Origin of the sequence: Pseudomonas sp. ChxA (assembly GCF_030263855.1) — a bacterium.
GTDB classification, from domain to species: Bacteria; Pseudomonadota; Gammaproteobacteria; order Pseudomonadales; family Pseudomonadaceae; genus Aquipseudomonas; species Aquipseudomonas fluorescens_CB.
The window spans coordinates 5,077,719-5,101,003 of the sequence record NZ_JARPMK010000001.1; the positions used below are offsets into that span (position 1 = coordinate 5,077,719).

Annotated in this window: 20 protein-coding genes; 10 read left to right on the forward strand and 10 right to left on the reverse strand. The window is 59.8% G+C overall.

The window, feature by feature from the left end; genetic code table 11:
* Positions 1-67 precede the first annotated feature (67 nt).
* The gene (locus P5706_RS22690) at positions 68-475 is read left to right on the forward strand and encodes a PA2817 family protein (RefSeq protein ID WP_200434853.1); all 408 of its coding nucleotides are present in this window, start codon (positions 68-70) and stop codon (positions 473-475) included.
* Positions 476-1,481: 1,006 nt separating this feature from the next.
* Here the strand turns inward: P5706_RS22690 and P5706_RS22695 are convergent.
* Positions 1,482-2,414 (reverse strand): LysR family transcriptional regulator, encoded by a 933-nt coding sequence (locus tag P5706_RS22695; protein ID WP_285681926.1) that lies wholly within the window; start codon positions 2,412-2,414, stop codon positions 1,482-1,484.
* A gap of 89 nt (positions 2,415-2,503) precedes the next feature.
* Between P5706_RS22695 and P5706_RS22700 the strand changes: the two genes are divergently transcribed.
* Positions 2,504-3,130, forward strand: coding sequence for an alanyl-tRNA editing protein (locus P5706_RS22700; protein WP_285681928.1), 627 nt, complete (start codon positions 2,504-2,506; stop codon positions 3,128-3,130).
* On the opposite strand, the gene P5706_RS22705 is transcribed toward P5706_RS22700, so the two are convergent.
* The 3 genes from P5706_RS22705 to P5706_RS22715 all read right to left on the reverse strand — a co-directional run bounded on the left by P5706_RS22705 (position 3,115) and on the right by P5706_RS22715 (position 6,730).
* A complete protein-coding gene (locus P5706_RS22705) occupies positions 3,115-4,500 on the reverse strand; it encodes an MATE family efflux transporter (RefSeq protein WP_200434508.1) in 1,386 nt (461 codons plus the stop codon). The two genes, P5706_RS22700 and P5706_RS22705, sit on opposite strands and share 16 nt — an antisense overlap.
* A 104-nt stretch (positions 4,501-4,604) precedes the next feature.
* Complete coding sequence (locus P5706_RS22710) at positions 4,605-6,179, reverse strand: alkaline phosphatase D family protein (protein ID WP_285681930.1); 1,575 nt, start codon at positions 6,177-6,179, stop codon at positions 4,605-4,607.
* Positions 6,176-6,730, reverse strand: coding sequence for a GNAT family N-acetyltransferase (locus P5706_RS22715; RefSeq protein WP_285681932.1), 555 nt, complete (start codon positions 6,728-6,730; stop codon positions 6,176-6,178). Before P5706_RS22715 ends, P5706_RS22710 begins: the two co-directional genes overlap by 4 nt.
* A 190-nt stretch (positions 6,731-6,920) precedes the next feature.
* Between P5706_RS22715 and P5706_RS22720 the strand changes: the two genes are divergently transcribed.
* The 6 genes from P5706_RS22720 to P5706_RS22745 all read left to right on the forward strand — a co-directional run bounded on the left by P5706_RS22720 (position 6,921) and on the right by P5706_RS22745 (position 14,347).
* Positions 6,921-7,328 carry an ExbD/TolR family protein gene (locus tag P5706_RS22720; RefSeq protein WP_200434511.1) on the forward strand — a complete coding sequence of 136 codons (408 nt, stop codon included), beginning with the start codon at positions 6,921-6,923 and terminating at the stop codon, positions 7,326-7,328.
* Between the two features lie 2 nt (positions 7,329-7,330).
* Complete coding sequence (locus P5706_RS22725) at positions 7,331-8,065, forward strand: energy transducer TonB family protein (protein WP_285681934.1); 735 nt, start codon at positions 7,331-7,333, stop codon at positions 8,063-8,065.
* Positions 8,066-8,089: 24 nt separating this feature from the next.
* On the forward strand, positions 8,090-10,375 hold the full coding sequence (locus P5706_RS22730; protein ID WP_285681936.1) for a TonB-dependent receptor: 2,286 nt from the start codon (positions 8,090-8,092) through the stop codon (positions 10,373-10,375).
* A gap of 25 nt (positions 10,376-10,400) precedes the next feature.
* Positions 10,401-11,048 (forward strand): MotA/TolQ/ExbB proton channel family protein, encoded by a 648-nt coding sequence (locus P5706_RS22735; protein WP_285681938.1) that lies wholly within the window; start codon positions 10,401-10,403, stop codon positions 11,046-11,048.
* A gap of 56 nt (positions 11,049-11,104) precedes the next feature.
* Complete coding sequence (locus tag P5706_RS22740) at positions 11,105-12,322, forward strand: phospholipase D-like domain-containing protein (protein WP_285681940.1); 1,218 nt, start codon at positions 11,105-11,107, stop codon at positions 12,320-12,322.
* Between the two features lie 285 nt (positions 12,323-12,607).
* Positions 12,608-14,347: a dipeptidase gene (locus P5706_RS22745; protein ID WP_285681942.1), complete on the forward strand. Its 1,740-nt coding sequence runs from the start codon at positions 12,608-12,610 to the stop codon at positions 14,345-14,347.
* 72 nt (positions 14,348-14,419) lie between these two features.
* Here P5706_RS22745 and P5706_RS22750 read toward each other — a convergent pair whose 3' ends face one another.
* The 3 genes from P5706_RS22750 to P5706_RS22760 all read right to left on the reverse strand — a co-directional run bounded on the left by P5706_RS22750 (position 14,420) and on the right by P5706_RS22760 (position 17,019).
* Positions 14,420-14,956, reverse strand: coding sequence for a hypothetical protein (locus P5706_RS22750; protein WP_285681944.1), 537 nt, complete (start codon positions 14,954-14,956; stop codon positions 14,420-14,422).
* A gap of 20 nt (positions 14,957-14,976) precedes the next feature.
* Positions 14,977-15,231, reverse strand: coding sequence for a hypothetical protein (locus P5706_RS22755; protein ID WP_285681946.1), 255 nt, complete (start codon positions 15,229-15,231; stop codon positions 14,977-14,979).
* Between the two features lie 126 nt (positions 15,232-15,357).
* Positions 15,358-17,019 carry an NAD(P)H dependent flavin oxidoreductase family protein gene (locus P5706_RS22760; RefSeq protein ID WP_285681947.1) on the reverse strand — a complete coding sequence of 554 codons (1,662 nt, stop codon included), beginning with the start codon at positions 17,017-17,019 and terminating at the stop codon, positions 15,358-15,360.
* Positions 17,020-17,096: 77 nt separating this feature from the next.
* Between P5706_RS22760 and pdxR the strand changes: the two genes are divergently transcribed.
* A complete protein-coding gene (pdxR, locus tag P5706_RS22765; RefSeq protein WP_285681949.1) occupies positions 17,097-18,578 on the forward strand; it encodes a MocR-like pyridoxine biosynthesis transcription factor PdxR in 1,482 nt (493 codons plus the stop codon).
* A 947-nt stretch (positions 18,579-19,525) separates the two neighbouring features.
* Here the strand turns inward: pdxR and P5706_RS22770 are convergent.
* Complete coding sequence (locus tag P5706_RS22770) at positions 19,526-19,777, reverse strand: hypothetical protein (protein ID WP_017136288.1); 252 nt, start codon at positions 19,775-19,777, stop codon at positions 19,526-19,528.
* Positions 19,778-19,832: 55 nt separating this feature from the next.
* Positions 19,833-20,936, reverse strand: coding sequence for a polyamine ABC transporter substrate-binding protein (locus tag P5706_RS22775; protein WP_200434847.1), 1,104 nt, complete (start codon positions 20,934-20,936; stop codon positions 19,833-19,835).
* A gap of 138 nt (positions 20,937-21,074) precedes the next feature.
* Between P5706_RS22775 and P5706_RS22780 the strand changes: the two genes are divergently transcribed.
* Entirely contained in the window at positions 21,075-21,866 is a 792-nt protein-coding gene (locus tag P5706_RS22780) for a response regulator transcription factor (RefSeq protein ID WP_200434848.1), read from the forward strand.
* 10 nt (positions 21,867-21,876) lie between these two features.
* Here P5706_RS22780 and gltS read toward each other — a convergent pair whose 3' ends face one another.
* On the reverse strand, positions 21,877-23,088 hold the full coding sequence (gene gltS / locus P5706_RS22785) for a sodium/glutamate symporter (protein ID WP_200434849.1): 1,212 nt from the start codon (positions 23,086-23,088) through the stop codon (positions 21,877-21,879).
* Positions 23,089-23,285 lie beyond the last annotated feature (197 nt).

Below are 23,285 nucleotides of genomic sequence, written 5' to 3' on the forward strand. Positions count from 1 at the left end.
GTCATATAAAAACGGGCGCGTGAGCTATATACTCTCGCGCCCGTTTTTGCTTTAGAGGACTTATCTCGTGTCCAACGTCGTTGCCGATCATCTCGTCTTGCTCGACCACTTGCGCAGCATCCTGGTTGCCGTCGGCGAAGCCGAACAGGTGCCCGAGGAAAGCCATACCCTGTTCCTGGAGCGCTTCGACGAATTGCGCGCCCTGCTGCCGATCGACCCGATCGAGAGCCAATACCTGGGCCAGGACCTGATGAGCCAGGTCATCCTGCGCTACCCGCAAATCGCCCACCTGGTGCCCCGCGATCTGCTGTGGTTCTTTGGCGGTGATTGCCTGCACTTCATGCCCGATGAAGAACTGGACCTGTACCAGGCCCTGGAAGAACGTCGCTTTGAAGCCGAACAGAATGACGAACCGTTCGACTGGGACCAGGAAAAGCAGCTGCTGGCCATGCCGTTGGATCAGAGCAAGCACTGAACAAATATTGGCGTCTGGGGTGTATATCCGTTGCTGCGGTAACGGCTGCCTAGGGTTCCGCTCTTACAGCGGGTCACTTTTGGCAAACGCCCGGAATGCCGGCCCAGCCAAAAGTAACCAAAAGGTCTGTGCCCCACCACTCGGCACCTCGCTTAGGCTCGGTGTGCCAGAACGAAGGCTTGAATCCGTGGGCCGCCGCGATGGGCCATCCCTGGCCCAGCGCGGCTAACCCGGCGTCCTGCCGGGTTACCCACGGATTCAAGCCTGCGTTCGGCCATCGTGGTTAACGGGGCGCCTCAGATCAAAATCAAAATCTACAGCACGGCGGCCTGAAAGCCGACCTGAGTGGTTGAAGCAAGAGCCAGATCAAGTGCAAGGCAAAAGCCTGTCTGAATACACTGAAGAGCTGCTTTTCTGTGGGAGCTGGCTTGCCTGCGATGCAGACACCTCGGTGTATCAGGCACACCGAGTTGATGCCATCGCAGGCAAGCCAGCTCCCACCTTTGACCGAGTATGGCTTTGCTGTTGCTGTTGCTGTTGCTCCGGCCCTTACATCCTTTTCGCTGGCGAAGTCAGCGGTCTTTTGATCTGCGCTTTTGATCTTGATCTTGATCTGAAATCGCCCCGTCAAACACGATGGCCGCAATCCGACAGTGATTTGGGGGGTAAACCGGCAGGACGCCGGTTTAGCCGCGCTGGGCCAAGGATGGCCCATCGCGGCGGCCCCCCAAATCACTGTCGGATTGCGGGCATGCCGAGCCTAAGCGAGGCACCGAGTGTTGGGGCGAAGACTTTTTGGTTACTTTTGTGTCTTTACAAAAGTGACCCGCTGTAAGAGCGGAACCCTAGGCAGCCGTTACCTAAATAACGGATATGTCCACAACCGAAGAACGCCCAGCGCAGCAATACCCATGCTGCGATGGCATACCTGATGTACCGAGGTACCTACATCGCAGGCAAGCCAGCTCCCACATTAAGCTAGCTCCCACACACGCCAGCTCCCGCATCAGCGGCGACGCAGTGTCGGCTCCCTCGCCATACACTCCACCAGATAATCAATAAACACCCGCAACTTCGGCGGCAAATACCGTGTAGGCGAATGCAGCAACCACGCCTCGCCATGGTAGGACGCAATAAAATCCCACTCCGGCAATACCTGCACCAAACTCCCCGCCGCCAACGCATGCCGTGCCGTGAAGTACGGCAAACTGCCAATCCCCACGTGTTGCAGCACCGCATCCAGCCGCACTCCGGTATGGTTCGCCGCATAACGCCCGCGCACGCCCACCGTTACCGCCTTGCCGCCCTGGCGAAACTTCCAGCGTGAGTCCCCCGGCGTTTCACCCAGGTAGATGCAGCTGTGCGCCAGCAAGTCATGGGGATGGTTCGGCGTGCCGTGCTCGGCCAGGTACTGCGGCGTGGCGCACAGCAAGTGCTCGATAGGCAATAACTGGCGGCCCACCAAGCCGGGTGGCGGGCTGTCGGTGATGCGGATGCTCAGGTCGACATTGTCGTCGATAAGGTCCACATGCCGATCTTCAAGGATCAGTTGCACATCCACCTTGGGATAGCGCCGCAAAAATTCGGGCATATGGGGATGCACCACAAACCGCCCCACTGCCTTGGGCACGCTGACCCGCACCAGGCCCTCAGCCTCATGGGTGAACTGGCCGCTGATCTCCATGACTGAGCGGGCTGCGTTGACCATTTCCTGGCAGCGCTTGAACACTTCTTCACCGCCCTCGCTCAAACGCAGCTTGCGCGTGGTGCGTTGCAGCAAACGTGTGGCCAGGGCCTGTTCGAGGCGCGAAATACTGCGGCTTACCGCCGAGGGCGAAACGTTTAGCTGTCGCGCCGCTTCGGAAAAGCTGCCGGTTTCGACCACTTTGACGAAAATCGCCATTTCACCCAGCAGCGGTAAAGGGAGATTGATGCTCATGACGCACAGGTCCATTGATAATTGAACGGATTATCACCCATCCGCGCACTATTTATACTGCCCGTAGAACCTTGATGCGGATGTAGATAATGACCGAGCGCCTGTTTTTTACCCACGACCACCTGACTGCCGAGCTTGAAGTGCTGAGCTGTACCCCACAAGAAGGCTTGTTTGCGGTCACCTTGCTGTCGACGATTTTTCATCCTCAGGGCGGCGGCCAACCGTTCGACACCGGTTGGCTAGGCGACAGCCAGGTAGTGCGCGTCACCCAGGAAGCCGAGCGCGTGCTGCACTATGTCGACCAGCCTGTGGAGCCCGGCCCGATTACTGCGCGGGTCGATGCGCAACGCCGCGCGCTCTTTACGCGCTTGCATTCCGCCGGGCATTTGATTGGCAATGCCGGCGAAAGCCTAGGCTGGATGCCCATCAAGGCCCATCACTGGCCGGGCGAATGCAAGATCACCTTTGTGCGTGGTGAAGCCGCGCAGGACGTGGACGCGCAAGCGTTTCAAACGCGAATCGACCAGTGGATCGCCGCCGACTACCCGCGCCATATGACCCTACAGGACAACACCCGCGAAGTGGGGTTTGGCGAGCTGCCGGCTTATGCCTGTGGTGGCACCCACGTGCAGGCGTTGAGCGAGTTGGGCAAGGTGACGATCCTCACGCTGTCGGAGAAAAAAGGGGCGCTGTCGGTGCGCTACAGTATCGACTGAGCGACCGGCGCAGCCGCTACCGGCATACGTGGGCTGCTGTGAAAGCGCCAGACCATCAACACCGTCGCCATACTCAGCGCGGTGATCAGCCCCACCCACATCCCTTGCGGCCCCCAGCCGAGCCCCAAACCCAGCCAGGCGCCCAAGGGCATACCGATTCCCCAGTAGGCGAACACTGCGATCATCATCGGCACACGGGTGTCCTGCAGCCCTCGCAGCGCTCCGGACGCGAGCATTTGCAAACCGTCAGGCAGTTGTAACAGCGCAGCATAGAGCAGCAAGGAAGAGGCCAACGCAATAACCGCGGCATCACCGGTGTACAACTGCGCGATGCCGACATGGGCGAACAGCAACAAGCTTGCAGAAACCAACTGGGTGACACAGACGATGCCATAACCGGCCATCGTTGCACGGCGTACACCCGTTCGGTCACCACGCCCCAGCGCATGCCCTACCCGCACCGTCGTCGCTTCGGCCACCGCCACCGGCACCATGAAGCAGACCTGCGCGACGTTGACTGCAATCTGATGCGCCGCAAGCGGTATGGCGCCCAATTGGCCAATCAACAATGAAGTGGCGATAAACAAGCCGCCCTGCATCAGAATCGCGACACCGATCGGTAACCCGACGCTCAGCAACCCTCTTAGCTGCGCAAGATTTGGCCATTCAAAACACTCAAACAGCTGCAGGTGCGCAAACCGTGGCGTAAGCCACAAGTAGAGTGCAAAGAGGATCGCTTGCAGCCACATCATGGTGGCCGAGGCGATACCCAGGCCCTGCGCGCCCAGCTCGGGGAAGCCCCACTTGCCATGGGTCAACCCATACCCCAGCGGTGCCAACACACACAACCCACCAAAACCGAACACCATGGTCGGGCGCATCCAGCGCATGCCTTCACTCAAATAGCGCATGCAAAAAAATACGCTCAGCGCAGGGCTGCCCCAGCGCACGGCAGACAAAAACGCCTGCGTCTGCGGTACCACTTCAGCTGCGATACCGGCAGGCTCCAGCCAATGCGGCGCCAGGCTGAGGAACAGGAACATCAGCCCGCCCATGCCCAACGCCAGCCACAATGCCTGACGGAACACGGCGCCGATTTCAGCTTCACGCCCTGCGCCGGACAACTTCGCGACTTGGGCCGTCAGCGCGATCAGCGTGCCGATGGGAACCAGCATCGGCAACCACAGGATGGCGGTCCCCAAGGTCACCGCAGCGAGGGTGACCGTCGCGTGATGGCCGGCGATCACGTTGTCGACCAAGGCAATCAACCCGACCGATACATGCCCCACCAATAACGGCAGCACCAACCTGGCAGTGGTGCTCACTTCTTGAAAATACGCACGATGGAACGTACTACGTTTGGCCGACATAAAAACCGGACTTCCTTGCAGGGTCTTGAGAGGCGAGCATTTATCAATGCGTACCCGACACTCGGCAAGTCAGACGCTTCCGGTTCTGCCCGATGAAATATCCCTTACAGTGCAATCGCCCCCGCCCGCCCCGGTTCCACCACAAACGATTTAAGCGTCGACACCGTCGCTGCCGGGTCACGTGGGTCGGTAATCACCCGGAAGTTCGTCAGCATCGTGTGCTCGTCCACGTTCACCGACACATACCCACGCTGGCGACTGTCGAAGAATTTCACATGGGGGTTGAGCGGCAGAATCCGGCTGAACGCCTCAAAGGGCGGGCCGTCGGAGGTCACAGAACTGCCGACAAACTCGGTGGCCACGATGCGTGAATCCGGGTTGTTGGCATCGGCATGCAGGTCGGTGGTCCAGAACGAATGGATATCACCGCCCCAGAACACCGGGTTTTTCAGCTGATGACGCTCGATCGACGCGAGCATGCGTGATCGGTTGGCCACGTAGCCGTCCCAACCATCGGTCCAATGCCCCACCTGGTGGTTGCTGAGGTCGCGCTGGAGCAAGGGCGCCACCAGCAAGTCCTGGGCGATCACATTCCACTGCGCCTTTGATTGGGCGAAACCTTGGTCCAGCCAAGCCTCCTGTTGCCAGCCGAGCATAGTCCGGCCCAGGTCACGCAATTCGCTGCAGGTGTTGGCAGCGATATGCCCCTGATGGCTGCCATTGGCCTGAATGCACGGCTGTTCGGAACGATACTGGCGGCCATCCAACACATGAAAACGCGCCAGGCGGCCGTAATCCAGGCGTCGGTAAATACGCATGTCCGGCCCCTTCGGCACACTGCTGGCGCGCAGCGGCATGTGTTCGTAAAACGCCTGGTACGCCGCCGCCCGCTGCTGGAGAAATTGCGCCACGGGAATCTTCGGGTCCTGGGACCAGCGGTTGGCGTAGTCATTCTGCACTTCGTGGTCATCCCAGGTCGCCACGCTGGGGGCGGCCGCGTGCAGGGCTTGCAGGTCCGGATCGGTTTTGTACAGGGCGTAGCGGTTGCGGTAGTCGCTCAAACTCTTGGCGTTGCCGCTGCCATGGGACCGAATGACTTTTCCCGAGTCGGCTGCGTAAGAGCTGTCGTAGATGTAGTCCCCGAGAAAAAACACCAGGTCGGGTTGCTCCGCCGCCAGATGGCGATAGGCGCTGAAGTATCCACGCTCCCAATGCGAGCACGAGACAAACCCCAAGCGCGCCGACGACATCGCATGCAAGGGTGGTGTGGTAAGTGCCTGGCCCACCGGGCTCTGCGCGCCAAGGCCTTCGAACTGGTACCAATACGGCCGGCCTGCCGCAAGCCCGGCCACTTCAACATGCACCGAATGGGCGAACCGCTCAGTCGCCAAGACTTCGCCCTGCTTCACGATGCGCGTCATCGCCGCATCACTGGCCACCCGCCAACGCACCGGTACGGCGCGGCTCAAGCCGCCCTGCCCATCGGCTGCATTGAACAACGGCGCCAGGCGTGTCCAGATCACGAAACCATCCGGCAGCGGGTCGCCTGAGGCCACGCCGAGGGTGAACGGGTAATCCACCCCGGCACTGCGCGCGAACGGGCTGAGGATTGAAAACGCAGTGGCGACCGCCAGCCCGCTGAGGACGCGGCGCCGGCCGTGGTCCACTGCGCCAGTCACAACGCGCGCTCCCAGTCCTCACGCACGGTGGCAAAGCCCAGCAGGTCTTCATACACGCCATTCTTGAGAAACGCATGGCGCAGACAACCCTCGTAGCGCAGGCCGATTTTCTGCATGACTCGCGCCGATTCCTTGTTGCGGCCAAAGCATTGGCTGCCGACACGCTGCAACCCCAGCTCAGTGAACCCGAAGTCCATCACCGCACTCGCCGCTTCTGCCGCATACCCCTGATTGCGCGCGTGCGCCCCCACCCAATACCCCAAGTGCCCCGCGTGATGACGAACCGAGACACGCAGGCTGATCATGCCGATCAATTCGCCGGTTTCCCGTACATGCATGCCCAGGTTCAACAACTCGCCGGTGCGGTATTTTTCTGCGGCACCGGCGATAAAACTCTGCGCGATTTCCAAGGTATAGGGCGAAGGAATATTCGCCGTGTTATCCGCGATGACAGGCTCGTTGACGAGGCCGAAGAGCACCTCGGCCTGGTCCATTTCCAGCGCCCGCAATAGTAGTCGCGGGGTCGACAATTGAGGCAGTGCAGTGGTCATACGCGGCAGCTCTTCAAGTAAATTCTCCCAGAGTGTACCGCCTTCGTGTCAATTGCATTACGTCATGAAACCGTCAGGTAAAAACTCTGAAAGATGCGTCCTAGAGCCTTTAAAACGTCAATTAAAGTTAACCATTCGGTCATTTTTGGTTGTTAGCGTGTCGCCCCTAATTCAACGACGGGGTAACAGAATGAGAACCTGGGATGAACCCAAGAAACGCAAGGCACACATCGAGTTGATCCCCATGATCGACGTGATGATGTTCCTCCTGGTGTTTTTCGTACTGGTGAGTTTGAACGTGATCCCGGCACTCGGCATGAAGACCCAACTGCCGAGTGCCAGCAGCTCGCAGCAACTCAAGCCGCAGAATAAATTCATTCTGACCCTGGGCCTGCAAGGCCAGCTGCAACTGGACGGCAAGGACCTCACGGTCGATGCGTTGGTGCCGGCGCTCAAGGCAGCAGAAAAGCCTGATACCAAGTCGACCATCATCGTCAACAGCGACAAAGGCGTAGAGGTTTCGCGCCTGGTGGAAGTCATGGACACCCTGCGTCTGGGTGGCTTTACCTCCGTGTCCATTGCCACGCGTAAGTCTTGATCATGTATGCACTGTTTCGTGCGCGTCAGCTGCTGGGCAGTGTCCCGGCCCTGATCGCCCTGGTGCTGATTGCACTGGGTATCCAGTCCCAACCGTTGAAAATCCAGCCGCAGTACGACGAGTCGGCGGTCGAGCTGGCCCTGGTCGAGCCCGAACCCGAAGTGGTTCCTGAGCCTGTGGTCGAGCAAGAGCCACCACCGCCGGTGATCGAGGACGAAGAGGCCGAACCGGCCCCGCCGCCGCCACCTCCAAAGCCACTGCCAAAACCTGAGCCCAAGCCCAAGCCGGTGCCCAAACCCAAGCCCGTGGTGGCTGCCAAACCGACTCCGACTCCAGCGCCAGTCGCACCGGTCGCGGCCAAGCCGGTACAGGCCGCCGTCGCGCCAACACCGGCGCCGCCCGCGCCACCGGCACCGCCCAAAGTGGACGGCCAGGCACTGGAAGGCGGTTACCTCAAGGGTCTGCGCAACGAGCTGGACACGTACAAGCAATACCCCACCGGGCGCCAGGCGTCCCTCGAGCGCCCCAGTGGCGAGGTGGTGGTGTGGTTGATGGTGGATCGACAAGGCCGCGTCCTTGATGCCGGGATCCAGACCCCGGCGCCGAGCATGCTGCTCAATCGGGCCGCTACCAATAGCTTGCGCCGCATCAAGCAGGTCAAGCCGTTCCCCGAACAAGCCTTCGGTGGACGTAACGAACAACGCTTCACCGCCACCTTCAACTACAGCGTGCAATAAGCACCCGACACCAGGACGACAGTGATGAGGTTCACACGTATTCATCTGGCACTCGTTGCCGCGACAAGCATGACCCATGGAGTGGTTATGGCTGATACCAGTGACAGTGACGTCGGCACGATTGGAGTTCAGGGAGGCAAGGCGACCGCGGGGGGCGGTTACATGGTCCAGGAAGAGAGTGCCAAGGGCCGCTCGACCATCACCAAGGAAGCGTTGGACAAGCAAACCGCCACCGGCAACGCCATCGACAAGCTCAAGTACACGCCGGGCCTGAACATCTCCAGTGAGGACAACACCGGTCTGTCGGGCTTTCGCTTCACCATGCGCGGCATGAACTCCGACCAGGTCGGTATGTCGGTGGATGGCATGCCGATCAACGACTCCGGTAACTACGCGCTGTACTCCAACCTGCTCGGCGACCCGGAAAACATCGACCAGATTTTCGTCACCCAGGGCTCGTCGGAAGCTGACGGCCCGCACATCGGTTCCAGTGGCGGCAACATCGGTATCGTGACGATTCGCCCGACCAAGGAAACCGGTGCGTTCGTTAAACAAGTGGTGGGCAGCAACGCCACCCGCAAGACCTTCGCGCGCCTCAATACCGGCGAAGTCAACGGCCTGAGCAACTGGCTGTCGGCCTCCCACACCGAAGGCCAGATGTGGCGCGGCTCGGGCGCGGTGCGTGCGGACAAGGTGGAGTGGAACAGCTTTTTCGACGCGGGCAACGGCAACACCGCCAACCTGATCCTCAAGTACCACGAGCAGGACAACAACAGTTACAGCCAGCTGACCAAGGCGCAGTTCCAGCAGTTCGGCCGCAAGTACGACCCGTACCCGGCCAAGCCGGCGCTGGGTTCCAACGGCAAGATCAGCAGCTATTACGACCTGGCACAGAACCCGTTTCAGACCTTCACCGCCGTGCTCAACACCCAGTACAAGCTGAGCGATAACCTGTCGCTCTCGGTGATCCCGTATTACTACTACGGCAACGGCAGTGGCGTGGGCTCTTCCGCCTATGCGCTCAACAGCGGTTCCAACAAAGGCGGCGTATTCAACCTCGGCAACCTGCCGACGCAGGCCCAATACAACGCCGACGGCTCCGCGACGACGGGCGTCTATTACCGCCCTTCGCGCACCCAGACCTGGCGCCCAGGCATCACCACCAAACTGAACTGGGACCTGGGCGACCACAGCCTGCAATTCGGCTACTGGTACGAACGCGCGCGCCAAAGCCAGACCCAACCGTTCATTGCCCTCAAGAACAGCGGCAAGCCCAGCGACACTTGGCCGGACGCCAGCTCCGTGGTCGACGCCAATGGCAACACCGTACAAGGTCGCGACCGCTACACCGTGACCCCAGCGCAAAAAGTCTGGGCGCAAGACACCTGGTACATCAACTCGGACTGGACCCTGATCGCCGGCCTGGCCTACATGAATGTCGAGCGTGAAGGCACCAACCACGGCAGCCTCACCGAACAACCGGGCAAGGCCAACCAGACCTACAACAAGTTGCTGCCCAACGCCGGCCTGAAATACCAGCTCGACGAGCGTGACCAGTTGTTCTACAGCCTTTCGCGCAACATGCGTATCCCGCAGAACTACGTGCTGTACGACAAAGGCGTGGGCTCCCTGGACTCCAAGCCGGAACTGAGCTGGAACCAGGAGCTGGGCTGGCGCTACACCGGCGAAGACATGACCCTCGCCGCCACCCTGTTCTACATGCAGTTCAAGAACCGCCAGCTCACGTCCCTGGACAGCAACGGCGATTCGGCCGACATCAACGCCGGTACCGTGATCAACAAAGGCCTGGAACTGGAGTGGAGCGGCAAGCTGCCGCACAACTTCAACTACTACACCTCCTACACCTATACCAGTTCCAAGCAGCAGGATGACCTGACCGTCTTCAGCGCCGGCAAACCGATCGTATTGCCCACCAGCGGCAAGCAGTTCGCCAACGTGCCGACCAACATGCTGGCGGCCAACATCGGCTACGACGACGGGCGCTTCTACGGCACCTTCGGCGGCAAGTTCACCAGCAAGCTCTACGGTGACCTGACCAACGACGAAGCCATCTCGGCGCGCACCATTTTCAACCTCGGCGCCGGTATCTATCTGCCGGTCGACAAGAAGGTAGTCAAGGACGCCACCCTGCGCCTGAACGTCGACAATCTGTTTGACAAGAAGTACCTGGACGGCGTGTACACCACCAAGACCAACGCGGCGAGCTACAGCGGTTTCCGCGATGGCGACCCGGCTTACATCGTCGGCCTGGACCGTACCGTCACGGTTTCCCTGGAAGCGAATTTCTGATTAATCACCTGAGAGGAACACACTCATGGACATGGACCTGCTGCACCAAATCACCTTCTATGTGATGTACGCCGCGATGGCGATTGCGATCTTCATCACCATCGAACGGGGCATCTACTTCGCCTACGTGCGCCGCCAGGCCCGCGCCCTGACCGACGTGCTCGGCGCCAACGTACACAGCGAGCGCGACCTGCCGCAAAGCCTCACCCACCGCGACAGCCTGCCCTTGAACATGGTGCTGCCGATCCTCGCGCAGAAGGCGTCCAACGGCTCGCGCAAGGACCTGGACGACGAAATCGAAACCCAGTACCTCAAGACCCGCGCGCCGCTGTCGCGCAGCCTGTGGATCATCGAGACCATCACCACCGCCGCGCCATTGCTGGGCCTGCTGGGCACCATCCTCGGCATCATCGACACCTTCAAGGCGTTGGCCAGTGCCGGCGTGTCCGACCCAGGCCAGATCTCCGGTGGCATCGGTACGGCCTTGTTCGCCACCGGCTTGGGTATCGCCATCGCGCTGTTCTGCGTGGTGTTCCACAACTTTTTCCAGGACAGCCTGGAGCGCATCAACGACCAGCTGAAAATCCTGCTGATCCGCGCTGCCACCGGCGCCCGTGTTCAGGGTGAAGTGCCGCACCTGGTGCCGACCCCGTTGCACACCCGCACGGCATGACCTTCAGGGCGGGCGCGTGGTGCGCCCGCCTTTCTTTTTTGCCCGATGAGACGCCTATGTCCCTCTCGATGAAATTGCGTATCGCCGGCCTGACCGGCCTTCTTTTGAGTCCGCTTGCCCAGGCGGACTTTTCAATTCCAGGGTTTGAACTGGTACACACCGTGCCGGTGGACACCGCGCTGGGCACTGCCGACCTGCGCCAGCCGGGGCCGGTGTGGATCGAGTTGTTTGACGGCGCCAAAAGCAGCATTGATATCGGCCAGTTCTACGCCGCCGACCATCCCGGTTCGGTGATGGACAAGGTCATTGAGCACCTGGAAGCTGCCGGAAAACGGGGTGTGAAAATTCGCTTTCTGCTGGAGGAAAAAGGCATTCGGCTGTCGGAGGCGTCTACCCTGGAACGCCTGCGGGCGATTCCCAACCTGACCTTTCGCGTACTGGCCTATGGGCAATTGAGCGGTGGGATCATCCACGCCAAGTACATGGTGGTGGACGGCAAGCAGGCGTTTGTCGGCAGCCAGAATTTCGATTGGCGCTCGCTGGAACATATCCACGAGACCGGCTTGCGCATCAGCGATGCCACGGTAGTCAGCCAGGTGCAGGCGATCTTCAACCAGGACTGGCAGGCCCAGGCCGCACTCGCGGATAAACAACCGGTGCCGCTGCCTGCCGCAAGCCCTGAGCCTGCGCGCACCGGCAACTACTTGGTGGCCAGCCCGCAGCGCTACAACCCGCCCGGCGTGGGCGACTCACAACTGGAACTGCCGCGCCTGCTGAGCGAAGCCCAGAAAGAAGTGCGCGTGCAATTGCTCGACTACGCGCCACTGTCTTACGGGCCGGACCGAACCCGCCCCTACTACGCAGTGATCGACAACGCCGTGCGCGCCGCGGCTGCGCGTGGGGTATCGGTCAAGCTGATGGTGTCCGACTGGAACACCGACAAGCTGGAACTGCCCTACCTCAAAAGCCTGGCCGTGCTGCCCAACGTCGAGGTCAAGATCGTCACCCTGCCCGAGGCCAAACAAGGGTTTATTCCGTATGCGCGGGTGATCCACAGCAAGACCATGGAGATCGACGGGCAAACGGCCTGGGTAGGCACCAGCAATTGGCTGGGCGGGTACCTGGATAACTCGCGCAATTTGGAAGTGGTGATGCACGACGCGGCGATGGCCAAGCGCATCGGCGAGTTGCACGAGCAGTTGTGGGATGGGCCGTATGCCAAGGCATTGGACGTGATGGCAGCGTATCCGGAGCCACATCCGGGTAAGCCCTGATCATCCATTTCAAACATCATCCTATTCCCCTGTGGGAACCGGCTTGTGTGGGAGCTGGCTTGCCTGCGATGGTGGACTGTCAGTCGCCAACTTCATTGCTGATCCACCGCTATCGCAGGCAAGCCAGCTCCCACATTGGTTACTGGGCAACCCTGTTACTTGAGTAGGATGTTTCCCACACTCAAGCTCCCTATCCCGGCCTTGGTGGTGGTAGTGTGTGAAAATGTTTCTGACAGATCGATCAGAAACCCCTTACTCACTGCCTGCAAAGGAATGCCTCTAACCATGCACTTTCCACTCAAGAAACTGGTGGCTGCCACCCTGTTCGCCGCCAGCTTCGCGGCCGTCGCCACGCCTGCGTCCGCCAACATCAGCGTTGAACAAAGCACAGCCATCATCAAGCACTTTGGCGAAACCCCGGCCACCGATTTCCGTGGTTTCCTCGCTACCCTGGCCAAGGGCGACCTGGCAAAAACCGACGACGTTGGCCCGGCCATCAGCGCCTTCCTCGCCAACAAAACCCTGAGCGCCGACCAGCAGAACGAGATCAATCGCCTGTTGGGGATTTACACCCGAGTGAAGTACGGCAAGGCCGCGCTGGAAACCCTGCGCGAGCTGGTAGAAATCCCGACGTTCAACATCGACGGCCTGCCGCAGTACAAGAACCCGGAATTCCTCAAGATCGCCGACAAGATCCAGGGCCTGGCCAAAGCCTTCAACCTGAACTTCCGTAACGTCGATAATCGCGTGTACGAAATCTCCCTGGAAGGCAGCGGCGACGAAGTGGTCGGCATCCACGCCCACGCCGATGTGGTGCCAGTGACGCCGGAAAACTGGGTGCTCAAGGACGGCACCCAACTTGACCCGTTCAAGGTCACCCTGATCGGCGACCGCATGTACGGCCGTGGCACCGAGGATGACAAGAACGGCATCGTGGTGACGATGTATGCGATGAAGGTCATCAAGGAAGAAAAGCTGCCACTGGCGCGCAATTTCAAGCTGCTGGTGGACACCACCGAGGAAACCTCGGGCGATGCAATCCCTTACTACTTCGAGCATAACCCGACGCCGCAATACAACCTGGCGCTCGATGGCGGCTACCCGGTGGTGATTGCCGAGAAAGGCTACGGCACCGTCATGGCAAGCTTCCCGGTACGCAAAGGTGAAGGCAAAGGCGCAGAAATCATCGCCATGACCGGCGGCGCGGCCACCAACCAGATTCCTTCGGTGTCGGTGGCCACTCTGCTCAGCGACAAGCCCGCCGAACTCGCAGCCAGCCTGCAAAAAGCCGGCGATGAATACGCCAAAAATAATGGCGGTGACTTCACCGTGGCGGCCAAGGTGGTGGGTAAAGAGGTCAAGCTGACGGTCACCGGTGTATCCGCGCACTCGTCGGAACCTGAAACCGGCGTGAACCCGGTCGCACGCATGCTGGAGCTGATCCACAGCGTCGACGGCAAGATCGCCCTCAAGCACAACCACATCACTGACGCCGCGAAATATGCCGCCGACAACTGGGGCCTGGATTACCTGGGCGGCAAGTTGGGCGTGGGCTTCTCCGATGCGTTCATGGGGCCGCTGACTACTTCGCTGACTTTTGTTGGCCAGGACGCCAAAGCCTTCAAGCTGGCGGTGAACCTGCGCATTCCCAAGGGCAAGGCACCGGAAAAACTCAAGGCCGAGATCGAAGAGAAAATCAGCGCCTGGGACAAGCACACCAAAGTGGCGATGAACGTCACTTACTCGGTGGCCGAGCCGATGTATCGCAACCCGGAAGGTGAGTGGGTCAAAGCGCTGTTGGCCGTGGCCAGCGAAAACCTCGGCATGGAGCACAAGTTCGGCACCTCAGCCGGCGCGACCTCCGTGCATGAGCTGCCCAATGGTGTGCAATTCGGCCTGGCAAAGCCGGACGTGAAGTACACCGGGCACACCGACGGTGAGTTCAAGACCGTCGAGCAGTTCCTGCTGGACCTGCAGATCGTCACGGAAATGATCGGCCGTGTGGGGCAACTGCCGAAGCTCTGATAAGCGCAGGTAAAAACCACAACGCCGATCAATGTTGATCGGCGTTGTGGTTAAACCGGTTTGGCTTGCGGCCTAAAACATATCCATCGCATTGCACAGCTTGGCCTTCTGCACCGGCACGTTCTGCGGCTTCCCCGTCGGGTTCAGGTGCTGCAACGCAATCAGGCACTGGCCACCGTCCAGCAGGATCAGTTCGTAATCTTGCCCGGCCTTAGGGGTGAAGTAAAAGCTTTGCTTGCAGCTGTAGGAATGACTGCCCTCACTCTGGAAGTTCATGGCGAAAGGCTTGTCCGCCGGCACTTTCAATTCGCTACGCGCCAACGCTTGCGCCTCCACCCGGCGGTTGCTCTCGGGCATACCCAGGCTGCGATCATTATTCTGCCCCGCAAAGCCCGACTCGGACACGGCCATTACCCCGGCGCCGGGAACGCGCCAGTCGATGCAATCGCGGCCCGGCACGCCGCGCGCCATGCCATTGGTGATCACGCGCACGCGCGCGGTATCGCCCGCTGCGGGTTCAACATAGGCCGTGTTGTAAGCACGGATATTGGAAATATTGCCGCAGCCACTCACGGCCACGGCCAGGCCTGCTATCAGAAACGCTCTCATACAAATCCTTTTTTTGAGGCTTAACGGCAGTGATAAGGGCTTTCGCTACGCAGTTCCTCACCGGTCCGGGCATCGCGGATGATCACCGTCGCCCCCGGCGCATTGAGGCAGAACGCGTTGCGTATGGGATAGATGTTATGGCCCTGGGCGGTGAACGTGCCGAGCTTGGTTAACGGCGCGCCGGAGGCGTCCTGAGCCGTCACGGTGTATTCACCCGACATAGTCAGACAGCCACTCAGCAACAGCAGCAAGGTGGCACAGATTGCATATTTCACAGGTGATGTCCCTATCGCACAGAAATAGTTGCCTTGATTGGCAATGCCTGTATGAGCGGACTTGGCTCATATAGTTCAGGGAAAACCGGGAAACCTCCTGCAAAACACCTAGAGTGCCTCAGCCCTTCAAGCTTCAAGCATCAGGATATCTTCAAAGAACCCACCGACCGGCTCGGTGGGGTGGCAGATTTGGATCTCCAGGACCCACACCATTTCGCTCGGCGTGATCTCAAGATCGGCCAGTTCCTTGTTGCCGAACAAGGCGTGGGGGAAATCCGCAATACGGTGGCCTGCCAGGTTGCGCGACAGCCGCCAGCCCTTGGTAACGGCGCACGCCTCGGCAAAGTCATAGAGTTCACAGCCGGTCATGCCACGCTTCCAGGCCTCGCGGGTTTCGTCGAACACTGCATGCAAGACCTTGAAGCAATCGTGGTGCAGCGCTGAGTCGCCGAAGACGAAGGTGTCGCCATAGTCGCCCTCGTAGCCGTCCCACACCGGGCCGAGGTCGACCACCACGATATCGGTGGCGCGCAGCGTACGCAGTGGGTCAATGCCTTCTCTCGGCGGGCGAACCGTGTCGTCGCCAAAACGGATGTACGTCGGGTGCCAGGTGTGGGAGGCGCCCATGGCCTGCAATTGCTCGGCGGCCATGTCGAGGGCTGCCCCGGTGGTCATGCCGACTTTGAGCTGGCTGGCAATCGCCGCCAGGGCGCGGATGGTTTTTTCACGGGCGGCGAGCATGCCGTCCAGCGAATACCTCGGGCCGACCTTTTCCCAAGTGTCATCCAGGCTCTTGAGCAGCGCGTCGGCGCTCGACTGGCCACTGGGCACAAAGGCTTCGGCGATAAACCGATGGCTGGGTAAACCCGCTTCCAGGCACTCGGCACGCGCCTGGCTGATCATGCCGCCGTTACCGCAGGCATACACCTGCGCTGCTTCCCAGCGGTGCCCGTGGCTTAGCGCGACTTCCTGCACCTTGCCCTGGGAGGCCAAGACCGGGTGCCAGTGAAAACGCGGGTGGTCGAGAACCGCCTGGTCCAGAAAGACGCGGTCGTAAAAATCGGTTGCCTGCGCGCCGCCCCAGTAAAACGTCACGTCCACATCCCGCTTCAAGGCGGTCAGCAGGATCGGCTTGATACCCGCATAGCCGGTGCCGGTAGCGAACAACACCACCGGCGCAGCGTCATCGTCCTGCCAGGTGCAGGCACCAAAAGGCCCTTCCAGTTGCAATAGATCGCCGGCCTCCAGGCTGCCCAGCAGGGTCTCGGAAAAAAGCCCGCCGCTCACCCGGCGAATCTGCAACACCAGGCGCCCATCGCCTTCGGCCGGCAGGTTGGCGATCGAGAAACAGCGCGAATCGCCATCGACCAGGCGGACCTTGAGGTACTGGCCCGCCCGCACGGCCAAGGGCATGTCCGGCATTACCACCAATTCGATGATATCGGGGCTCAGTGCGCGCTTGCTCAATACCGTCGACTCGACGACCAGCGCGGGTGTGTCCAGCGACCAGCCGGGAATTTCCAGGCGCATATCGGCGCAGGCATGGCTTTGGCACAGCAGCATTTCATTGGCGGCCAATGGGTAACTGGGCGCGGGTGCGCCTGGGGCCAACTGCTTGGCGCGGTATTCACCTTGGGTGACCACCACCTTGCACGACCCACACGCACCGCGTCGGCACGAGAACGGTACCGACAAGCCACTGGCGAGCATGGCGTCCAGCAACAGCTCGTCACCGGCTTCAAAGGTTTTCCCCGAGGGAGAGAGTTCGATTACATGGCGTGTGTTCATAAAGACCTCGGGGTGAGTGAGGTCTGATTGTTGCGCTAGACTAGGCCCATTAAAACCTCCAGTTTTGGATACTTCAGATGGTCCAGATGCGTAAATGGCGCCCCTTGCTCAAGCTTGACGAGGGTTCCAGCCAAGCGTCCTATCGCAAGATTGCCGAAGGCCTCGTCGCGGCGATCCTCGAAGGGCGCTTGCCGCCCGGCACCCTGCTGCCGGGCACTCGGGAGATGGCGCAGTTGCTCGACGTCAACCGCAAGACCGTGATCCTGGCCTACGAGGAGGCCATGACCAAAGGCTGGCTGATCAGCGAGCCGCGCCGTGGCACCTTCGTCAATGCGCAACTGGCGCCCACGCCCGCGCCCAGTCGCTCGCAGCCGGCTTTCGCCCCAGCGCTGGTGCCGCAGGCGGTCGTGCCCTACTTCACCCAGAACGCCCAGGTGATTGCCCTGGAGCATCGGCATGACGCGCTGTTTTTCGATAACGGCGCCTGTGATCACCGCTTGCTGCCGCAAGCCGTCCTGCATCGCTACTACCGCAACGCCTTGCGCAGCAGCTTTACCACCAACACGGTGCGCTACGGCAGCGAAAGCACTGGCTATTACCTGCGCTGCGCGCTGGCCGACATGCTGCGCAACAATCGTGGGCTGATGATCAGCGCCGAGAATATCTGCCTCACGCCAGGCACCCAGGTGTCGCTGTACCTCACGGCCAGCTTGCTGATCCAACCCGGTGACGTGGTGTTGGTGGAGCGCCTGAGTTACCCACCGGCGTGGGAGATTTTCCGCAAGCTCGGTGCGCGTTTGATCACGGTCGATATGGACGATGAAGGCTGCCGCACCGACCATATCGAGCAACTCTGCCAAGCGCATAAAGTGCGCATGATCTATCTCACCCCGCACCATCAATTTCCCACTACCGTGAGCCTGCATGCGGCACGTCGGCAACAGTTGCTGGCCTTGGCGGCGCTGCATGATTTTTGCGTGATCGAAGAAGACTACGACCACGAGTATCACTTTAACGGGCGGCCCTATTTGCCGCTGGCCAGTGACAGCTCGCAACGCCATGTGATCTACATCGGCTCGCTTTCAAAGGCATTGGGATCGACGTTCCGGTGCAGCTATGTGGTGGCGCCTGCCCATGTGATTGAAGTGCTGCAAAAGAGCGCCGCACTGGTGGTGGGCGACACCGATGCCGTCGCGCAGAAGATGTTGGCAGACCTGATCAATGAGGGTGAATTGAAGAAACACTTGCGCCGTGTTTCGAAAGAATACGCCGCGCGGCGGGAAGTGTTGCAGAGCTGTCTGCACGAGGCGTTCGGCGAGCGTATCCACGTGCGCACGCCCGAGGGCGGGCTGGCGCTCTGGGTGCGTTTCCAGGATGAGACCGATGTTGACCGGTTAGTGGAGAATGCCCTGGGCCAGGGGGTCGTGGTGCGTAGTGCGCGTCAGTTTTCGCCTGAGGGCTTGGCGGAGAATGCGTTGCGCCTGGGGTTTGCTTCGCTCAATCGGGATGAGATACGCCAAGGTACGTTGCGCTTGGCGCGGGCCCTGAAGATGTGTTGAACACAGGCCGAACGCTCTGTGTGGGGGGTGGGTTGTTGAGTACATATCCGTTGCTGCGGTAACGGCTGATATTGGTTCCGCTCTTACAGCGGGTCACTTTTGTAAAGACACAAAAGTAACCAAAAAGTCTTCGCCCCAACACTCGGTGCCTCGCTATGGCTCGGCATGCCCGTAATCCGACAGTGATTTGGGGGGCCGCCGCGATGGGCCATCCTTGGCCCAGCGCGGCTAAACCGGCATCCCTGCCGGTTTACCCCCCAAATCACTGTCAGATTCCGGCCATCGTGTTTGACGGGGCGATTTCAGATCAAGATCAAAAGCGCAGATCAAAAGACCGCTGACTTCGTCATCGAAAAGGATGTAAGAGCCGGAGCAACAGCAACAGCAACAGCAACAGCAGAGCCATACTCGGTCTAATGTGGGAGCTGGCTTGCCTGCGATGGCATCAACTCGGTGTACCTGACACACCGAGGTGTCTGCATCGCAGGCAAGCCAGCTCCCACAGAAAAGCAGTTCTTCAGTGTATTCAGATAGGCTTTGGCTTTGCACTTGATCTGGATCTTGCTTCAACCACTCAGGTCGGCTTTCAGGCCGCCGTGCTGTAGATCTTGATCTTGATCTGATTTTGATCTGAGACGCCCCGTTAACCACGATGGCCGAACGCAGGCTTGAATCCGTGGGTAACCCGGCAGGACGCCGGGTTAGCCGCGCTGGGCCAAGGATGGCCCATCGCGGCGGCCCACGGATTCAAGCCGGAGTGAGGGCACACCGAGCCTAAGCGAGGGGCCGAGGGGTGGGGCACAGACCTTTTGGTTACTTTTGGGGCGTTTGCCAAAAGTGACCCGCTGTAAGAGCGGAACCAATAGCAGCCGTTACCGCAGCAACGGATATTCACCCAAAACCAACGCCCCCAAGACCGCCTCAAAAGACCTGAAAAAGCACCACACTCAAAGAGGCAGCATCAAACGAGACCGCTCTTGCACCCGCGCCAACTCAGGAAACTCCAGCAGCAGCGCCCGATTACCCCTGCCGATATGCTCCATGACCGCCCGCGTAACGTGTTCACGCACCATCCCGGTCGAGACGTAATACATGGCCCAGGCTTGCTCCGGCGTACAGTGACCGATCTGCTCCTCAATCTCCTTGTACGCCTGATAATCGTCCGATTTCACGTCGCACGGGTCATCACGTCGGGCCATGATTCATCTCCCTCTCTGGGATCTCTGCGAAAGCACCTGAGCCTCATTCAGCCAGTCACGTACCGCTTTTCACCTTGGTCCACACACGTGTACGGATACGTTCCAGCTTCAACGGCAACGGCTCAAGCGGCACCAGCGTGGCGATGGTTGCTTTGGATGGATAGATCCACGGGTTATCGCGCAGCTTCTGCTCAACCAGCACGGTGGCGTCCTTGTTGGCATTCGGGTACAGCGTGTGGTTGGAGCTCTTGGCAATCACATCGGGCTCAAGCATGTAATTGATAAACGCCAAGCCGGCCTTGGCGTTCGGTGCATCCTTGAGCAACACAAAGTTTTCCGACCAGACCAGCCCACCCTCGCGCGGCAAGCTATAGGCGATCTTGCGGCCAGTGTGGTTTTTCTCATTGATCGCCTGGGCCGTCAGCGCCCCGCTCGCCCAGCCCACGACCACACAGATATTGCCATCGGCAAAGTCGGCGTCGGTTCTGGAGGAATCGAAGTAGAGGACATAAGGGCGGATTTTCAGCAGCAGCGCCTGGGCCTTCTGGTAATCCTCAGGGTTCTGGCTGTTGCTCGGCAGGCCAAGGTAATGCAAGGCGATGGAGATGATTTCACTCGGCGAGTCGAGCATCGCCACGCCGCAGGACTTGAGCTTGCTGATGTTTTCTTCTTTGAAGATCAAGTCCCAGCTGTCCACCGGGGCGTTGTCACCCAGTGCCGCCTTGACCTTATCCACGTCATAGCCGATGCCGGTGGTGCCCCACAGGTACGGAATCGCGTATTGGTTACCCGGATCGTTAGTGGCGAGCAAGGCCAGCATTTCTGGGTCGATGTGGCCGTAGTTGCTCAGTTGGCTGCGATCCAACGGGGCCAGCACACCCGCCTGGATCAAGCTAGGCAACACGTTGGAGGTAGCGACGACGACGTCATACCCGGTGCGCCCGGCCATGGCCTTGCTTTGCATGACCTCGGCACTGTCGAAGGTATCGATGTGCATCTTGGTGCCGGTTTTTTGCTCGAATTCCTTCGGCGTTTCTGGCGCGATCAACCCGAACCAGTTGTACAGGTTAACCCGGGGTTCTGCCGCCGCTGCAGGCGCGCTGGCCCCGACACAGACAAGCGAGGCTAAAAAAAGGGCTCGCAAATGTGATTTATTCATATAACTATCCTTGTCAAAAACGACAGGCCTTCATGGCCATCAGCGCTGGTTGGTGAATATACCCGGCGTCGTCGAATAGTAAATACCTACAAATACTTAGCTCAGCCGCCTGAATCCCTAACCCTAAAGGGGTAGTCCATGTCACTCGACCTTCACAACCTCGCCTGGCACCGGTCAGCCGGCAAACTCATCATGGAGCTGAACCGCCCAGCCTTCTGGAGCTCACTGGTTCGCGTGTTGAATGAGTATGTGCAGATCGACAATTGGGTGGTCCTGGTATTCAGCGACCAGCAAGTCAATGTCGTCAGTGTGACCGAGGTAGCGGATGCCGACGAAGTCGACGCCCTGACGCAACTGTATGTAAAAGGCCTTTATCTGCTCGACCCGTTTTACATTGCCAACCGTGAAAACCCGCAGAGCGGCTTTTTCCATCTGTCAGACATTGCCCCCGAGCACTTCCTGACCACCGAGTACTACCATCAGTATTTCGCCCGGTACGTGTCCGTCGATGAGGTGCAGTACAACGTCCAGCTCGATGCGGATCGAACCCTGTGCATTTCATTTGGCAGTAACACGCGCTATACCCCGGAGCAGATCACCACGCTGGATATCATCAAGCCGTGGGTTATGGCATTGATGCATCAACGCATGTGCTTTGAAGTGGATGAAGAAAAACACCTCAGTGAGCCGCCGCCCTGGTCTGAAACGATTATGCAGTTGGGCACGCAGATCACCACGCGCGAGAAAGATGTGCTCAAGTTGCTGCTCAGTGGTTTTTCCAATAAAGAGATCGCCGGCAAACTGGCGCTGTCGACCGAGACCATCAAGGTGCACCGGCGCAATATTTACAACAAGCTCAACATCAAGTCGCAGTCCGAACTCTTTTCGCGTTTTTTCATGCCTAAACAGGACGTTCACACGCTCAACTGAGTTCGCCGCACTACCCCGCCGCCCCCAGGAAAGGCAGCGCCAGGTACAGCTTGATCACCACCGCATTGGTAATGTCTATAAAAAACGCCCCGACCATCGGCACCACCAGAAACGCAATCGGCGATGGCCCGAAGCGCTGCGTCACTGCTTGCATATTGGCAATGGCGGTCGGCGTGGCCCCCAAGCCAAAACCGCAATGCCCCGCCGCCAGCACGGCCGCGTCGTAGTTGCGGCCCATAACCCGGAATGTCACGAAGATGGCGAAAAGGGCCATCAGCAATGCCTGGGCCGCCAACAGAATCACGATCGGCAAAGCCAGCGCCGCCAGATCCCAGAGCTTGAGCGACATCAGCGCAATCGCCAGGAACAACGACAAGCTGACATTCCCCAACAGCGACACTTCACGCTCAAACACCTGATGCCAGCCCAGCGCCGACAAGCCATTGCGCAACACCACGCCCACAAATAGCACGCATACGAATGTGGGTAATTCGAAAGCCGTACCTTTGATAAAGCCATACAGGAATGTGCCGATCTGCAAGCTGATCGCCAATAACGCCAGCGTCTCGATAAATGAAAACGAGGTGATCATGCGTTCCTGGTTGGGCTGCTCAAAGCCTTTGGGCTGGGGCGGCTGCGCCAGCTCGACGCCAGGCACCTGCACACGCTTGATCAGCAAGCGGGCAACCGGGCCACCTATCAGCCCACCCAGCACCAAGCCGAAGGTCGCCGAGGCAATCGCCAGTTCGGACGCCGAGGCCACGCCATATTTTTCGCTGAACACCGCGCCCCAGGCTGCGCCAGTGCCGTGTCCGCCGGACAAGGTGACGGAACCTGCCAACAGTCCCATCAACGGGTCGAGCCCCAGCGCCTTGGCCAGGGCGATGCCCATGGCATTTTGCACCACTAGCAGCGCCGTCACGACCAGCAGGAAGATGCCGAGGATGCGCCCGCCTTTCTTCAGGCTGGCAAAGTCCGCATTCAGGCCGATGGTGGCAAAGAACGCCAGCATCAAGGGGGCTTGCAATGAAACGTCGAATCGAACTTCGATGTCCGTCAATGCGCGCAGCAATAGCAGCAGTGCAGCCACCAATAAGCCGCCGACCACCGGTTCCGGAATACTGTAGGCGCGCAAAAAACCAATGCGGGCGACCAGCCAGCGCCCCAACAGCAGCACCAGGGAAGCGGCGACCAGGGTGGAGTAAAAGTCGAGTTGGAACATCTGGGCAGTTCTCCGAAGTGAACAGGCACACTGGGCTGGGCAGAGTAGAGACAGCAGGACAAGTACACACCAACCCGCCATTAACTACAGACTATTCCTACGCACTTAACCACAAGACCTACGTATTTGAGATTTTCACTCGCTGCAAACCGCCCGCCACGGCACAGATCCGCCGCTTAATCACCTCGAGGGGTAAA

Bases quoted from the DNA above. Each gene is read 5' to 3' on its own strand.
- P5706_RS22745 (WP_285681942.1), top strand. From the start codon at position 12,608: ATGCACTTTCCACTCAAGAAACTGGTGGCTGCCACCCTGTTCGCCGCC.
- P5706_RS22735 (WP_285681938.1), top strand. From the start codon at position 10,401: ATGGACATGGACCTGCTGCACCAAATCACCTTCTATGTGATGTACGCC.
- P5706_RS22760 (WP_285681947.1), bottom strand. From the start codon at position 17,019: ATGAACACACGCCATGTAATCGAACTCTCTCCCTCGGGGAAAACCTTT.
- P5706_RS22775 (WP_200434847.1), bottom strand. From the start codon at position 20,936: ATGAATAAATCACATTTGCGAGCCCTTTTTTTAGCCTCGCTTGTCTGT.
- P5706_RS22715 (WP_285681932.1), bottom strand. From the start codon at position 6,730: ATGACCACTGCACTGCCTCAATTGTCGACCCCGCGACTACTATTGCGG.
- P5706_RS22730 (WP_285681936.1), top strand. From the start codon at position 8,090: ATGAGGTTCACACGTATTCATCTGGCACTCGTTGCCGCGACAAGCATG.
- pdxR (WP_285681949.1), top strand. From the start codon at position 17,097: ATGGTCCAGATGCGTAAATGGCGCCCCTTGCTCAAGCTTGACGAGGGT.
- P5706_RS22695 (WP_285681926.1), bottom strand. From the start codon at position 2,414: ATGAGCATCAATCTCCCTTTACCGCTGCTGGGTGAAATGGCGATTTTC.
- P5706_RS22700 (WP_285681928.1), top strand. From the start codon at position 2,504: ATGACCGAGCGCCTGTTTTTTACCCACGACCACCTGACTGCCGAGCTT.
- P5706_RS22740 (WP_285681940.1), top strand. From the start codon at position 11,105: ATGTCCCTCTCGATGAAATTGCGTATCGCCGGCCTGACCGGCCTTCTT.
- P5706_RS22725 (WP_285681934.1), top strand. From the start codon at position 7,331: ATGTATGCACTGTTTCGTGCGCGTCAGCTGCTGGGCAGTGTCCCGGCC.
- P5706_RS22720 (WP_200434511.1), top strand. From the start codon at position 6,921: ATGAGAACCTGGGATGAACCCAAGAAACGCAAGGCACACATCGAGTTG.
- P5706_RS22750 (WP_285681944.1), bottom strand. From the start codon at position 14,956: ATGAGAGCGTTTCTGATAGCAGGCCTGGCCGTGGCCGTGAGTGGCTGC.
- P5706_RS22780 (WP_200434848.1), top strand. From the start codon at position 21,075: ATGTCACTCGACCTTCACAACCTCGCCTGGCACCGGTCAGCCGGCAAA.
- gltS (WP_200434849.1), bottom strand. From the start codon at position 23,088: ATGTTCCAACTCGACTTTTACTCCACCCTGGTCGCCGCTTCCCTGGTG.
- P5706_RS22705 (WP_200434508.1), bottom strand. From the start codon at position 4,500: ATGTCGGCCAAACGTAGTACGTTCCATCGTGCGTATTTTCAAGAAGTG.
- P5706_RS22770 (WP_017136288.1), bottom strand. From the start codon at position 19,777: ATGGCCCGACGTGATGACCCGTGCGACGTGAAATCGGACGATTATCAG.